General features: G+C 73.4%; 13 protein-coding genes. 10 read left to right on the top strand and 3 right to left on the bottom strand.

All coding sequences use genetic code 11. From position 1 onward, the window contains the following. The first annotated feature begins 10 nt into the window (after nucleotides 1-10). From RCO28_RS10145 to RCO28_RS10135, 3 genes are all read left to right on the top strand, one after another. Nucleotides 11-742, top strand: coding sequence for a DUF305 domain-containing protein (locus RCO28_RS10145; protein WP_374991130.1), 732 nt, complete (start codon nucleotides 11-13; stop codon nucleotides 740-742). Nucleotides 743-871: 129 nt separating this feature from the next. Further along, the gene (locus tag RCO28_RS10140) at nucleotides 872-2,350 is read left to right on the top strand and encodes an FAD-dependent oxidoreductase (protein ID WP_308940672.1); all 1,479 of its coding nucleotides are present in this window, start codon (nucleotides 872-874) and stop codon (nucleotides 2,348-2,350) included. 161 nt (nucleotides 2,351-2,511) lie between these two features. Then, on the top strand, nucleotides 2,512-3,498 hold the full coding sequence (locus RCO28_RS10135) for an alpha/beta hydrolase (protein WP_308940671.1): 987 nt from the start codon (nucleotides 2,512-2,514) through the stop codon (nucleotides 3,496-3,498). A 33-nt stretch (nucleotides 3,499-3,531) separates the two neighbouring features. Here RCO28_RS10135 and RCO28_RS10130 read toward each other — a convergent pair whose 3' ends face one another. Continuing rightward, a complete protein-coding gene (locus RCO28_RS10130; RefSeq protein ID WP_308940670.1) occupies nucleotides 3,532-3,894 on the bottom strand; it encodes a helix-turn-helix transcriptional regulator in 363 nt (120 codons plus the stop codon). A 161-nt stretch (nucleotides 3,895-4,055) separates the two neighbouring features. Between RCO28_RS10130 and RCO28_RS10125 the strand changes: the two genes are divergently transcribed. Further along, nucleotides 4,056-5,138, top strand: coding sequence for an NADH:flavin oxidoreductase/NADH oxidase (locus RCO28_RS10125; protein WP_308940669.1), 1,083 nt, complete (start codon nucleotides 4,056-4,058; stop codon nucleotides 5,136-5,138). Nucleotides 5,139-5,410: 272 nt separating this feature from the next. Next, nucleotides 5,411-5,839, top strand: a complete 429-nt coding sequence (locus tag RCO28_RS10120) for a nuclear transport factor 2 family protein (RefSeq protein WP_308940668.1) — start codon at nucleotides 5,411-5,413, stop codon at nucleotides 5,837-5,839. 88 nt (nucleotides 5,840-5,927) lie between these two features. Here RCO28_RS10120 and aroQ read toward each other — a convergent pair whose 3' ends face one another. Next, entirely contained in the window at nucleotides 5,928-6,389 is a 462-nt protein-coding gene (gene aroQ / locus RCO28_RS10115; RefSeq protein ID WP_308940667.1) for a type II 3-dehydroquinate dehydratase, read from the bottom strand. Between the two features lie 63 nt (nucleotides 6,390-6,452). Here aroQ and mmuM point away from each other — a divergent pair, with 63 nt between their 5' ends. From mmuM to RCO28_RS10090, 5 genes are all read left to right on the top strand, one after another. Further along, the gene (mmuM, locus tag RCO28_RS10110) at nucleotides 6,453-7,409 is read left to right on the top strand and encodes a homocysteine S-methyltransferase (protein ID WP_308940666.1); all 957 of its coding nucleotides are present in this window, start codon (nucleotides 6,453-6,455) and stop codon (nucleotides 7,407-7,409) included. 658 nt (nucleotides 7,410-8,067) lie between these two features. Next, complete coding sequence (locus RCO28_RS10105) at nucleotides 8,068-9,225, top strand: exo-alpha-sialidase (RefSeq protein ID WP_308940749.1); 1,158 nt, start codon at nucleotides 8,068-8,070, stop codon at nucleotides 9,223-9,225. A gap of 186 nt (nucleotides 9,226-9,411) precedes the next feature. Further along, entirely contained in the window at nucleotides 9,412-10,089 is a 678-nt protein-coding gene (locus RCO28_RS10100; protein ID WP_308940665.1) for a uracil-DNA glycosylase, read from the top strand. Further along, on the top strand, nucleotides 10,086-11,060 hold the full coding sequence (locus RCO28_RS10095) for a BadF/BadG/BcrA/BcrD ATPase family protein (RefSeq protein ID WP_308940664.1): 975 nt from the start codon (nucleotides 10,086-10,088) through the stop codon (nucleotides 11,058-11,060). Before RCO28_RS10100 ends, RCO28_RS10095 begins: the two co-directional genes overlap by 4 nt. Before the next feature lie 211 nt (nucleotides 11,061-11,271). Next, nucleotides 11,272-12,198, top strand: coding sequence for a hypothetical protein (locus tag RCO28_RS10090; protein ID WP_308940663.1), 927 nt, complete (start codon nucleotides 11,272-11,274; stop codon nucleotides 12,196-12,198). 133 nt (nucleotides 12,199-12,331) lie between these two features. On the opposite strand, the gene RCO28_RS10085 is transcribed toward RCO28_RS10090, so the two are convergent. Beyond that, nucleotides 12,332-13,366, bottom strand: coding sequence for a lactonase family protein (locus RCO28_RS10085; protein ID WP_308940662.1), 1,035 nt, complete (start codon nucleotides 13,364-13,366; stop codon nucleotides 12,332-12,334). Between the last annotated feature and the right edge of the window lie 67 nt (nucleotides 13,367-13,433).

The raw sequence follows: 13,433 nt of genomic DNA, 5'->3' as shown, positions 1-13,433 counted from the left end.
GGAGGCAGTTGTGCCGAACCGCCGCAGTCCGATGCGCTCCCACGTGCTCACCGCAGCCGCAGCGGTGGCCCTCATCAGCCTTGCCCTGACCGGATGTGACGCCTCATCGGCGAGCGACAAGGCGTCCGCGGAGGGTGCCGGGAAAGGCGGCCCGTCCGTGATCGCCCCGGGCAAGCCCGGCGAGGACAACGAGCGGCTCTCGCCCGAGGAAGCCGCCGCGAAGAGCGACGACGACACCCCCAATTCGGCTGACTTCGCCTACGCCGAGATGATGATCGAGCACCACGCGCAAGCCCTCGTCATGACCGAACTCGCCCCGGAACGCGCCAAGTCCACCAAGGTGAAGGGCCTCGCCGAACGCATCAGCGCCGCCCAGGGGCCCGAGATCGACGCGATGAAGGGCTGGCTGAAGAAGCACGACGCCCACCAGCGCGAGGACCAGGGGCAGGACGAAGGGAAGGGCGAGGGCGAGGACGGCGGCTCCCACAGCCACGGAGACGGCCACGGTGACGCCCCGATGCCCGGCATGGCGAGCGAGGCGCAGCTCAAGACCTTGCGCGCGGCCGAGGGCGCGGCGTTCGACGAACTGTTCCTGAAGCTGATGATCACGCACCACGGCGGCGCCGTGACGATGGCCACCGATCTACTGGCCGAGGGCAACAACATCCAGATCGAGGAGATGGCCAACGACACGGTGGCCCAGCAGACCGCCGAGATCAACCGGATGCGCGGCATGTCCTGAGCCGCCCGCGAGCGGTGACTCAGGGCCTTTCGAGGGTTCCTGAGGCGGGCCGCGCGTGCACCTCCCCCTGCGGAGGCGGCGGTGGGATGCTGGAAGCACCCGGGGCACCACCTCTCGGAAGGAGCCGCCGTGCTGCATGTCGCCGTCGTCGGATCGGGGCCGAGCGGGGTCTACACCGCCCAGACCCTGGTGGCGCACGCACGGTCCGCGGACCCCGGCGAGCCGGGCGCCGCGCGGGCCGGCGAGGACGTCCGCGTCGACGTCCTGGACCGGCTTCCATGCCCGTACGGCCTGGTCAGATACGGTGTCGCGCCGGACCACGAGAAGATCAAATCGCTGCAGAACAATCTGCGCACGGTCCTCGACGACCCGCACGTACGCTTCCTCGGCGGCGTCGAGGTCGGCCCCGGCCGCCTCTCCCCCGCACAGCTCCTGGAGCTGTACGACGCGGTGGTGTACTGCGTGGGCGCCGCCACCGACCGGCAGCTGGGCATTCCCGGCGAGGACCTGCCGGGCAGCTGGTCGGCCACCGAGTTCGTGTCCTGGTACAGCGCCCACCCGGACGCCACCGCGAACGGCTCCCCGCATGGCTCCCCTCACCGCGGTCGTTCCTTCGTACGGGATGTGCGCTCGGCCGTCGTGATCGGTGTGGGGAACGTCGCCGTGGACGTGACCCGCATCCTCGCCCGCGGTGCCGACGAGCTCCGGCCCACCGACATGCCCCAGGCCGCCCTCGACGCGCTGGCCGGGAGCGCGGTGCGGGACGTGCACATGGTGGGCAGGCGCGGCCCCTCGCAGGCCAAGTTCACGACCAAGGAGCTGCGGGAGCTCGGCACCCTCGCGGACGCCGAAGTCCTGGTCGATCCGGCCGAGTTGGCGCTTGACCCCGCCTGCGCCGACCCCTCCTCCCTGCCTGCCGCGAACCGTCGCAACGTAGATGTGCTCAAGGGCTGGTCCGAGCAACCGCCGCACGGCGGGGCGGGGAGCGGTTCCGGGTCCGGGTCCGGGTCCGGGTCCGAGGCCACCCGCAGGATCCATCTGCGCTTCTTTCTGCGGCCCGTCGAACTCCTCGAAGTTGGGGGCCGGGTGGGTGCGGTGCGGTTCGAGCGGACCGTGCCGGACGGGGCGGGCGGCGTCCGGGGCACAGGCCAATTCGAGGACGTCCAGGCGGAGTTGGTGCTGCGCTCGGTCGGCTATCGGGGCGTTCCCCTGGAAGGGATGCCGTTCGACCCCGCGTCGGGCACGGTGCCGCACGAGGCGGGCCGCGTGCTGCGCGCGGGGCATGTCTCCCCCGGTGAGTACGTGGCGGGCTGGATCAAGCGCGGCCCCACCGGAGTGATCGGCACCAACCGGCCCTGCGCGAAGGAGACCGTCAACTCCCTTCTGGAGGACGCCGCCGCGCGCCCCCGCGCGGTCCGTGACCGCGCGGACGACCCCCTCACCGCCCTGCGCGCCCTCGGCCTCCGCCCCGTCGAATGGTCCGGCTGGGAGTCCATCGAACGCGCGGAAGCAGCCCTCGGCACCTCCCTCGGCCGCGGCCCGGTGAAGATCCCGGACTGGGAAGGGCTGTTCGCGGCAGCACGCGAGGGCGCGCGGAACAGCGACTAGGGCCTGTCCGGCGGATCTTCGCGGATCAGGCCGCGGCGTCTGGTGCGGTGCATCGGCGTGCGCCCGGATCTCCCTCGTACTGGATGTACTTGGGTGATTCGGGCGTGCGGCGAGGTGCCGTGCCAGCCCTCCCGGGCCGCCTAACAACTTACGGAGAGCCCATGCCAGCACCCACGCCTCACCCTGAGCCGAGGCACCGCCACGTCGACGGCCCCGCAGGCCCCCTCCACCTCGTCGAACAGGGCACCGGACCGCTGGTGCTGCTCCTGCACGGGTTTCCGGAGAGCTGGTCGTCCTGGCGCCACCAGTTGCCCGCGCTCGCCGCCGCCGGGTACCGCGCGGTCGCGCTGGACGTGCGCGGCTACGGACGATCCACCGTTCCCGCCGACCCCGCCGCGTACCGGATGCTCGAACTAGTCGAGGACAACGCGGCGGTCGTACGGGCGCTCGGCGCGCAGCGCGCGGTGCTCGTGGGCCACGACTGGGGGTCGCCGATCGCGGCCAATACCGCGCTCGCCCGGCCGGACGTGTGCGCCGGAGTCGGGATGCTGGGGGTGCCGTACAGCCCGCGCGGTCCCATGCGGCCCAGCGAGGCGTTCGCCGGGATCGGCGGGGACGAGGAGTTCTACGTCCGGTACTTCCAGGAGCCGGGCAGGGCCGAGGCCGAGATCGAGTCCGATGTACGGTCCTGGCTCGCCGGTTTCTACGCGGCGCTCTCGGCGGACACCATGGCGCACGACGGCCCCTCGCCGTTCTTCGTCCCGCCCGGCGCCCGCATGTCCGAGCGCTTCCCCGAAGCCGTCCTGCCCGCCTGGCTGACGGAGGCCGAACTCGACGCCCGTACCGCTGAGTTCAGCCTTACGGGCTTCACGGGTGCCCTCAACCGCTACCGCAACGCCGACCGCGACTGGGAGGAGCTCGCGCCCTGGGACGGAGCACCGGTCACGCAGCCCGCGCTGTACGTCGCCGGTGCACTCGACGCCTCCACGCGCTGGCTCGCCGACGCCGTCGCCGCCTTTCCGGAAACCGTGCCGAACCTGCACGCGGCCCACCTGCTCGACGGATGCGGACACTGGGTGCAACAGGAACGGCCCGCCGATGTGAACCGCCTGCTCGTCGACTGGCTGGACACCCTGGACTTGGGCTGACGCGCCAACCGCCCCAGCGCGGCGGCCGAGGGTTCAGGCTCCGCCGAGCCGGTCCGCCTGCCGCGTGGCCGCGTCGAGGACGCTGTCGAGGAGTCCGGGGAAGAGCGCGTCCAGGTCGTCGCGGCGCAGGCCGCTCATCTTGGCCGTGCCCCGGTAGCACTGCCGGATCACGCCGCTCTCGCGCAGCACCCGGAAGTGGTGCGTGGTGGTCGACTTGGTGACCGGCAGCTCGAAGTACGAGCAGGCCAACTCCTCCTCGCAGCAGGCCAGTTCGGTGACGATACGCAGCCTCATCGGGTCGGAGAGCGCGTGCAGCACGCCTTCCAGCCGGATCTCTTCGAGTGCGGGGTGTTCCAGCGTGCGGCTGCCGGCCGCGCTCTTCGTGGCGGGGGTCACTGCGGCTCCACTCCATGGTCCCGGTCGTCCGTAAGTCCCTCGGAAACTCATTGTACGAGAACTCTCGTAGTTTGACAGTTCTCGTACTACGGTGGCTATCGTACTAACGAACCGGCGCCGCCCCCGCGGCGCCGGAAACCGTCCACGAATGGAGTTCCGCCGTGAGTGCCCTGTTCGAGCCGTACACCCTCCGCTCGGTGACCATCCCCAACCGTGTGTGGATGGCGCCCATGTGCCAGTACTCGGCGGAGGTCTTCGGCCCGAACGCCGGCGTGGCCCTCGACTGGCACTTCGCGCACTACGGCGCCCGCGCCACCGGCGGCACCGGGCTGATCCTCCTCGAGGCCACCGCCGTCAGCCCGGAGGGCCGGATCAGCCCCTTCGACCTCGGCATCTGGAACGACACCCAGGTCGCGGCCCTGCGCCGGATCACCGAGTTCCTCAAGGCGCACGGCACCGTGCCCGGCATCCAGATCGCGCACGCCGGGCGCAAGGCCTCCACCGAGCGCCCCTGGGTGAACCGCGGCGCCCCGGTCGGCGCCGACGAGCACGGCTGGCAGCCGCTCGGCCCGAGCCCGGTGCCGTTCCGGGACGACCACCCCGTACCGACCGAGCTGACGGTCGACCAGATTCACGCGATCGTCGGGCAGTTCGCCGACGCGGCCCGGCGGGCACTCGACGCCGGCTTCGAGGTCGTCGAGGTGCACGGCGCACACGGCTACCTCATCCACGAGTTCCTCTCCCCGCACTCCAACCAGCGCACCGACGCGTACGGCGGCTCGTACGAGAACCGCACCCGCTTCCCCCTCGAAGTCGTCGACGCCGTACGGGCGGTGTGGCCCGAGGACAAGCCGCTGTTCTTCCGCGTCTCGGCCACCGACTGGCTGGACGAGGGCGGCTGGACCGCCGACGACACGGTGCGGTTCGCGCGGGACCTGAAGGAGCACGGCGTCGACCTGCTCGACGTCTCCTCCGGCGGCAACGCCACGGGCGTCACGATCCCCGTCGGGCCCGGCTACCAGGCGCCGTTCGCCACCCGCGTCAAGCAGGAGGCCGGGCTGCCGGTCGCCGCGGTCGGCCTGATCACCGAGGCCAAGCAGGCCGAGAAGCTCCTCGACAACGGCGAGGCGGACGCCGTCCTCCTCGGCCGCGAGCTGCTGCGCAACCCCTCGTGGGCGCTGCACGCGGCCCGTGAACTGGACGCGGACATACGCGTTCCGAACCAGTACGCGTGGGCGATCTGAGCAGCGAACCCGTCGACGGTACGCGGACGCGTCAGTGAGGCGATCGACGTACGCCATGAGTGCTCCGGGCGGCCCGCCCGACACTCAGGGGTGCGTCGATCGCCTCGGCGTTCCGCATGTCACCCTCCGAACAAGGGAGTTGACGCGCCCGCGCGGCCGACCCTCGCCGCGCCCGCCGGACGGCCCGCGGGCGAGCATGATCGTTGCAAGTGCATGCCGCACATCCCCGCGGACCCTCCCACGGGACCCGACGGACCCGTACGATCGGCGCAATGGACGACATCTTTCCCGCTGAGGCCCTGATCGGTGCCGAACGGCGGCTCGGCGCCGCCGTCCTGGACCGGGACATGGACGCCCTCGACCGGATGCTGCACCCGCAATTCGTCTCCGTCCGCCCGGACGGCCGCAGCTTCGATCGCAGCGCGGAGATAGAGGAACTGTCCACCGGACGCCTGGTCGTGTCCGAGCTCGTCCCGGAGGAGACCATCGCGACCGTCAACGGCCGCGCCGGCATCACCCGCCGCACGCTCAGCGCCTCGGGCCACTGGCGCGGACACGCGTTCAGCGCCCGGGTTCTTTGCACTCGCACCTGGGTCCAAGTCCCCGACGGCTGGCTGCTTCTGCTCTCCCGCGTGGGCCCCGCGCCCGACGAGCCGGTCCTCGACCCGAAGTGCGGAGTCCGGCTCACCGCACGCTGCTGAGCCGCTGCCCTCCCGACGCGCAAGGGGCGCGCCCGCCCGGGCGCGCCCCTTTTCCGTACGACTCCGTAGGACTTCCGTACGACGAGGGTCAGGCGGCTGCGGACTTCGCGAGCCGGTCCAGGCCCTCGATCGCCAGGCGGTAGCCCTCCGTGCCGAAGCCGACGACGATGCCCGCGGCGGCCGGGGAGAGGTGCGAGTGGTTCCGGAACGGCTCGCGCGCGTGCACGTTGGAGATGTGCACCTCGATGGCGCGCAGCCCGACCCCCTTGATCGCGTCGTGCAGCGCGACCGACGTGTGCGTGTACGCACCGGCGTTGATCACCGCGCCGATGAGCCGGCCCTCGGCCTGCTCGCGGCCCGCCTCGTGGATCCAGTCGATCAACTCGCCCTCGTGGTTCGACTGCCGGCAGTCCGCGGTCAGGCCGAGCCCCGCCGCGGCCTCCTCGCACAGGGCCTCGACGTCCTTCAGGGTCTGCGCCCCGTAGATGCCGGGCTCGCGCGTGCCGAGCAGGTTCAGATTGGGGCCGTTGAGGATCAGTACCGTTGCCATGGCCCCAGCGTACGGCCGGGTCCGCAGGGGTCCCGCGGCGGGCGTCCGCGTTAGCTTCGACGTATGGGAAGAGCAACGGAACCGCCGCGCGTGCGGCCCTCACTGCCCGAGGCGGTCGCCGCGGGGCCGGTGGTCCTCGACGGCGGGATGTCGAACCAGCTGGAGTCCGCCGGGCACGACCTGAGCGACGCGCTGTGGTCGGCGCGGCTGCTCGCGGACCTGCCGGAGGCCGTCACCGAGGCCCATTCCGCGTACTTCGAGGCGGGCGCGAGCGTCGCCATCACGGCCAGCTACCAGGCCACGTACGAGGGCTTCGCCCGGTACGGCTTCGACTCCGCACGCACGAGCGAACTGCTGCACCTGAGTGTGCAGTCGGCGCGCGAGGCCGCCGCGCGCGCCCTCGCTGCCGGAGTGCGCCGCCCGCTGTGGGTGGCCGCCTCCGCCGGGCCGTACGGGGCGATGCTCGCGGACGGCTCGGAGTACCGCGGCCGGTACGGGCTCGGGGTCGACGCGCTCGCGCACTTCCACCGTCCCCGCCTGGAGGCCCTGGCCGCGGCCGGGCCCGACGCGTTCGCCCTGGAGACCGTGCCGGACACGGACGAGGCGGAGGCACTGCTGCGCGCGGTGCGCGGCCTGGGCGTGCCCGCCTGGCTCTCGTACAGCGTGGCGGGGACGCGGACGCGGGCCGGGCAGCCCCTGGAGGAGGCCTTCGCGCTCGCGGCCGAGTGCGACGAGATCTTCGCGGTCGGCGTCAACTGCTGCAGCCCGCAGGACGCCGACGTGGCCGTGCCGATCGCGGCGCGGGTGACCGGCAAGCCCGTCGTGGTCTACCCCAACAGCGGCGAGCACTGGGACGCGACGGCCCGCGCCTGGCGCGGCCCCGCCACGTTCTCGGCCGAGCGCGTACAGGGCTGGGTGGACGCGGGCGCACGACTCGTGGGCGGCTGCTGCCGGGTCGGCCCCGGTGAGATCGCGGCGATCGGCTCGGTGGTGGGAGGGGTCCGCGGCCGGTCGGGGTAACGGAGGACCTGGTGCGCTACGGCTGGAGGTGGCGAAGCGCGTCGCTCCGCGCCGGTTTTACGGACCGGCCCGCCGCTCCGCGCCGCCTTGGTGGGCCGATCCTCCGGGCAGCCCCGCTGCGGCTCGACGGGCCGGAGCACCTGGCTCCGGGATGGCTCGGCGAACCGAACGCCCAGGCTCCCCGACCGCTCGGCGAACCGGACCCCCAGGCCCCACGACCGCACGGCGAACCGGACCCCCAGGCCCCGCAAGGCTCGGTGTCACGAGCTGACGGCAGCGAACTCCGCGGCTGCTGCCGGGTCGGGCCGGGGAGATCGCGGCGATCAGCTCGGTGGTGTGGCCAGGGGGCCCGCGACGCTCGGCGTAGTTGAGGGCCAGGCTGCGCGACGGCTGGACGTAGCGGAGCGCCAAGCTCAGCGCCGCCTCGACGGACCGGACCTCCGGACTCCAGTACGCCTCGACGGAGCGGAGCACCAGGAGCCCCGCCCGCCCGACTCCGGGCCTCCAGGCCCCGCGACCGCTCGCCGCAACGAAACACCTGGCTCCACGACGGCTCGGCGGACCGGACCGCCAGGCTCCACAACCACTCAGCAGACGGTCCCTCGACGCCGATCTACAGGGTCGTCGCAGGTCCGGGGTGTTTTCCGGGCCGTTGTCAGTGGCCGGGTGCAGACTGAGGCATGTCGTGGACAACGAGGTCAACCGACATGCACCGGAGGTGGTCGGCATGCCGACCGATGTTCTGCTCGCCGTAGGCACGCGCAAGGGACTCTTCCTCGGACGCAGGCGAGGCGTCGCCTGGGAGTTCGACGGACCGCACTTCAACGCGCAGGCGGTGTACTCCGTCGCGATCGACACCCGGGGCGCCACCCCCCGCCTCCTGGCCGGCGGGGACAGTGCGCACTGGGGCCCGTCGGTCTTCCACTCCGACGACCTGGGCGCCACCTGGACCGAGCCCACCAAGGCACCCGTCAAGTTCCCCCAGGACACCGGGGCTTCGCTGGAGCGCGTCTGGCAGCTGCACCCCTCGGCGGCCGAACCCGACGTGGTGTACGCGGGCACGGAACCCGCCGCCCTGTACCGCTCGGAGGACCGCGGCGAGAGCTTCGAGCTCGTCCGGCCGCTGTGGGAGCACCCGACGCGCTCGCGCTGGGAGCCGGGCGGTGGCGGCGAGGGGCTGCACACGATCCTGACCGACGCCCGGGACCCGGCGGCGATCACGGTCGCCGTCTCCACGGCCGGGGTGTTCCGCACCGCGGACGGCGGGGAGAGCTGGGCGCCCTCCAACTCCGGGGTGTCCGCGGTGTTCCTGCCCGATCCGAACCCCGAGTTCGGCCAGTGCGTGCACAAGGTCGCGCGGGACGCGGCCGACCCGGACCGGCTCTATCTCCAGAACCACTGGGGGGTCTACAGAAGCGACGACGGCGGCGCCCGCTGGACCGACATCGGCGAGGGCCTGCCCTCCGACTTCGGCTTCGCGGTGGCCGCCCACCCGCGCCGCGCGGACACGGCGTACGTCTTCCCGATCAACGCCGACGCGGACCGGGTCCCCGCGGAGCACCGCTGCCGCGTCTTCCGTACGCAGAACGCGGGCAAGACCTGGGAGCCGCTCTCCGAGGGCCTCCCGGAGACCGACCACTACGGCACGGTGCTGAGAGACGCGCTCTGCACGGACGACGCGGACCCGGCAGGCGTCTACTTCGGCAACCGCAACGGCGAGCTGTACGCGAGCGCGGACGACGGCGAGAGCTGGCAACTCCTCGCCTCGCACCTGCCGGACGTGCTGTGCGTACGGGCGGCGGTGATCGACGACTGATCGGGGCGGGAGGGATCCGGCCCCGGGGGGATCCGGGGGTACGGGGCCAACGGGGCCCACGGGCGGGATCGCGACGGGCGGCTCGACGGCGGACTCCGGCGATGGTCTCCGGGCTGATCTCGTGCCCAGGCACCGGGTTGATCTCGGGGTTGATCGCCGGGTCCGTTGCACCAGTAGGGTGACGCCGTGGCAGCACGACCGTTGAAAGAAATCGTCGAACCAGGGTGGGCCCAGGCGCTGGAGCCGGTGGCCGAACGCATCGCCGGGATGGGGGACTTCCTGCGCGCGGAGATCGCCGCGGGCCGGACCTACCTCCCGTCCGGGGCGCACGTCCTGAGAGCCTTCCAGCAGCCCTTCGACGAGGTGAAGGTGCTCATCGTCGGGCAGGACCCGTATCCGACGCCGGGGCATGCGGTGGGGCTGAGCTTCTCCGTCGCGCCCGAGGTCCGGCCCCTGCCGCCGAGCCTGATCAACATCTACAGCGAGCTCGGCTCCGACCTGGGCCTGCCGCAGCCGGGCAACGGCGACCTCACGCCGTGGACCCGGCAGGGTGTGCTGCTGCTCAACAGGGCGCTCACCACGGCCCCCCGGCGCCCGGCGGCGCACCGCGGCAAGGGCTGGGAAGAGGTCACCGAGCAGGCCATCCGCGCCCTGGCCGCGCGGGGCCGCCCGCTGGTGTCGATCCTGTGGGGGCGGGACGCGCGCAACCTCCGTCCCCTGCTCGGCGACCTTCCGGCCGTGGAGTCCTCGCACCCCTCGCCGATGTCCGCGGACCGCGGGTTCTTCGGCTCGCGCCCGTTCAGCCGCGTCAACGACCTGCTGGCCCGGCAGGGCGCGCAGCCCGTGGACTGGCGGCTGCCGTGACCGCTGCCGCGTCCTGGGTGCTCGGTGTCGACTCCGGCGGCTCCGGCCTGCGCGTCGCCCTGGCACCGGCAGACGGTGCGGGCGGCCGCCACCAGAGCCTGGCCTCCCGTACGCCCGTGCGCACGGGCGCGGCGGGGATCGACGCCGGGCATCTGCTGGATCAACTGACGCCGATGGCCCGCGAGTTGATCGAGGGCGCGGGTGGCGGAGCGGTCGCCGCCGTGGCCGTGGGCGCCGCGGGCATGGCGACGCTCGGCGACGACCTGCGGGAGCGGCTGCCCGCTGCGCTGCTTGAGACCTTCGCGGTACGACGGCTCGCGCTCGCGGCGGACGCGGTGACGGCGTACGCGGGGGCGCTCGGGCAACGGCCGGGCGCCGTCGTCGCCGGTGGCACCGGCCTGATCTCGCTCGGCACGGATCTGGAGACCTGGCGGCGGGCCGACGGCTGGGGACATCTCCTCGGCGACTGCGGTGGCGGCGCCTGGATCGGGCGGGCCGGACTCGACGCGGCGATGCGTGCGTACGACGGTCGGCGCGGCGGTTCACAGGCGCTGCTTACATGCGCCGAGGCGAGGTTCGACGGGCCGATGAACGAGCTGCCCGGCAAGCTCTACCCACGGACCGACCGGCCCGCGGTCCTGGCCTCGTTCGCGCCCGACGTGGCCCGCTGCGCGCCGCACGACCAGGTCGCCGCGGGGATTCTGCGCGACGCGGCACGGCATATCGCGGAGGCGGCGGTCGCCGTGAGCCCGGGCGGGACGGAGTGCGAAGTCGCCCTCACCGGCGGCCTGTTCAAGATGGGCGCGCCCCTGCTCGTACCGCTCGAGGACGAGCTGGCCGCCCAACTGCCCGCCGCGCGCGCCGTGGTGGCGGACGGGGACCCGCTCGACGGCGCCGTGGTCCTCGCGCGGGCGCTCGCGGACGGCTCGCTGCGGCTGCCGCACGACGGGCGCATGCTGCACCTGCCGTAAGAGGGGAGCAGCACGAGGGAGGAACGTCACAGCGGCTCGCGCCCTGTGACGTTCACCGCTCCTGACCTGCGGGTGTGTCGATGCGCGTCAACTCGGGCGCGGATTCCGGCAGTTGCGGAATTCGCCGCGTAACGGAAAAAACCGGACGGATACCACTCAGGTGCCACCTGCCCGAACAAGGGCATGCGGGAAACCAGTAGCATGCGGCGCCATGAGCTCCCCCACTGGGCCCGACAACGGCCTGCCCGTACGAATGCCGCGACCTCGCCAGCCCGGTCGGCACCGCCGTCCGGAACCCGCGGTGGCTCCCGAGGGAGCACCCGCGCTGGTTCTCGCCGTGCCCGGCGCACCCACCGCCGCGACGCGCGGTCTCGCCGAAGAGGTCGTCAGCATCGCCCGTTCCGAGCTGCCCGGCCTGGACGCCAGGATCGGCTACCTCGACGGCGACGACGCCGAGTACCCGACGCTGCCCACCGTGCTCGCGCACGCCGCCGAGCAGCGCACCGCCCGCCACCAGCAGGCGCTCGCCGCCGGCCACGACGTGCCCGCTCCGCAGGGCCCCGTCGCCGTCGTCGTACCGCTGCTCGCGGGGCCCGACAACGCGCTGATGCGCCAGGTCCGCCAGGCCGTCATGGACAGCCGCGTGGCCGCCGAGCTGACCGATGTGCTCGGCCCGCACCCGCTGCTCGCCGAGGCGCTGCACGTGCGCCTGTCGGAGGCCGGGCTCGCCCGTGCCGACCGGGCGCGGCTCTTCACGGTCGCCACGGCCGCGGACGGCATCATCCTCGCGACCATCGGCGGCGAGGAGGCGGTGCAGGCGGCCGGGATCACCGGCATGCTGCTCGCCGCGCGCCTCGCGGTGCCGGTGATGGCCGCCGCGCTCGACCAGGACGGCGCGATCGCCGCGACCGCCGAGCAGCTGCGGGGCTCCGGTTCCACGCACCTGGCGCTCGCCCCGCACCTGATCGGCCCCGAGGTGCCCGAGGGCCTCCTCGACGCCGCCGCGAAGGACGCGGGCTGCGCCTACGCCGAGGCCCTGGGTGCGTACCCGGCGATCGGCAAGCTGGCCCTTTCCCAGTACATGGCCGCTCTCGGCATCACGCCGCCGCAGGCGCAGGGCGCCCCGCAGTCGCGTTGAGCGCCTCAGCTTTATCGTCCGACAGAGCCTCCAAGGGCCCGTCCCCCGGGATGCCGGGTGACGGGCCCTTCGCGTACACCTCGTGCCCGCGCGGGACCCCGCCGACCGCGCCGCCCCCGCCGACTACGACGGCTCAGCCGAAGACCACGCAGGACGCCGCCGGGGCCGCGACGGAGCCGCCGCGCCGCGGAACGCCCGAGTCCGGGTCGACGGTGAACCAGGTGACGTCCCCGGAGCGCTCGTTCGCCGCGTACAGGAACCGGCCCGAGGGGTGCAGGGCCAGGTCGCGGGGCCAGTGCCCGCCGCAGTCGACGGTGGCGGTGAGGCGGAGCCCCGAGCCGTCCGCCGCGTCCGGGTCGGCCGCCAGGGCGGAGATGACGTCCTGGCCGCGCGTCGCGGTCCATACGAAGCGTCCGTCGGGCGCGACGACAACCGCCGAGGGGTAGGCGTCGCCGGTCGGGACGGTGTCGAGGACGGGGATCTCGGCGCGCGGCGCGAGCAGGCCGGCGGCCGGGTCCCAGTCGCAGACGGTGAGGGCCGGGACGAGCTCGTGGAGTACGTGGACGGTCCGTCCGTCGGGGTGGAAGGCCAGGTGGCGCGGCCCGCTGCCGGGGCGCAGGGCCGCTCGCCCGTGGACGCGCAGCGTGCCGTCGGTGAGGGTGCAGACGTCCACGGTGTCGGTGCCGAGGTCGACGGTCAGGATCCAGCCGCCGCTCGGGGCGGGCAGCACCTGGTGGGCGTGCGGGCCGTCCTGCCGGTCCGGGTCCGGGCCCGCCCCGCGGTGCCGGAGGACGTGACCGGGGGTGGGTGCGGCGTCGGGGCCCAAGGGCAGGCAGGAGACGCTGCCCGAGCCGTAGTTGGCGGTGAGCAGGTGGCCCGCGGCGAGCGCGAGGTGGGTGGGTCCCGCGCCCTGGACAGGGACGGGTGGGGCGATGAGCTCCGGTACGTCACCGCGTACGGAGAAGGCGGCGGCCGCGCCGTCCTCGGTCTCGCTCACCGCGTACAGGACGTCCCCGCCGGGTGTGAGGGCGAGGTATGAGGGGTCGGGGACGGTGGCGGTGGAGGCCAGGGGTGTCAGGGCTCCGCTGTCCGGGTCGACGGCGGCGGCGGTGATGCCGCGCCCTCCGGCGGAGGTGAAGGAACCGATGAACGCCCTGGCGCTGCCCACGTGTGACCCCCTGCGAGTTCGTCCTGCGACGGCGGTGCCTGTCGGGGCACGACCGTAGCAGTAGGTC

Origin of the sequence: Streptomyces sp. LHD-70, from assembly GCF_031157275.1 — a bacterium.
Classification (GTDB): domain Bacteria; phylum Actinomycetota; class Actinomycetes; order Streptomycetales; family Streptomycetaceae; genus Streptomyces.
Note: the sequence above shows the minus strand (reverse complement) of the source record. Positions and strands in the feature narration are given on the sequence as shown.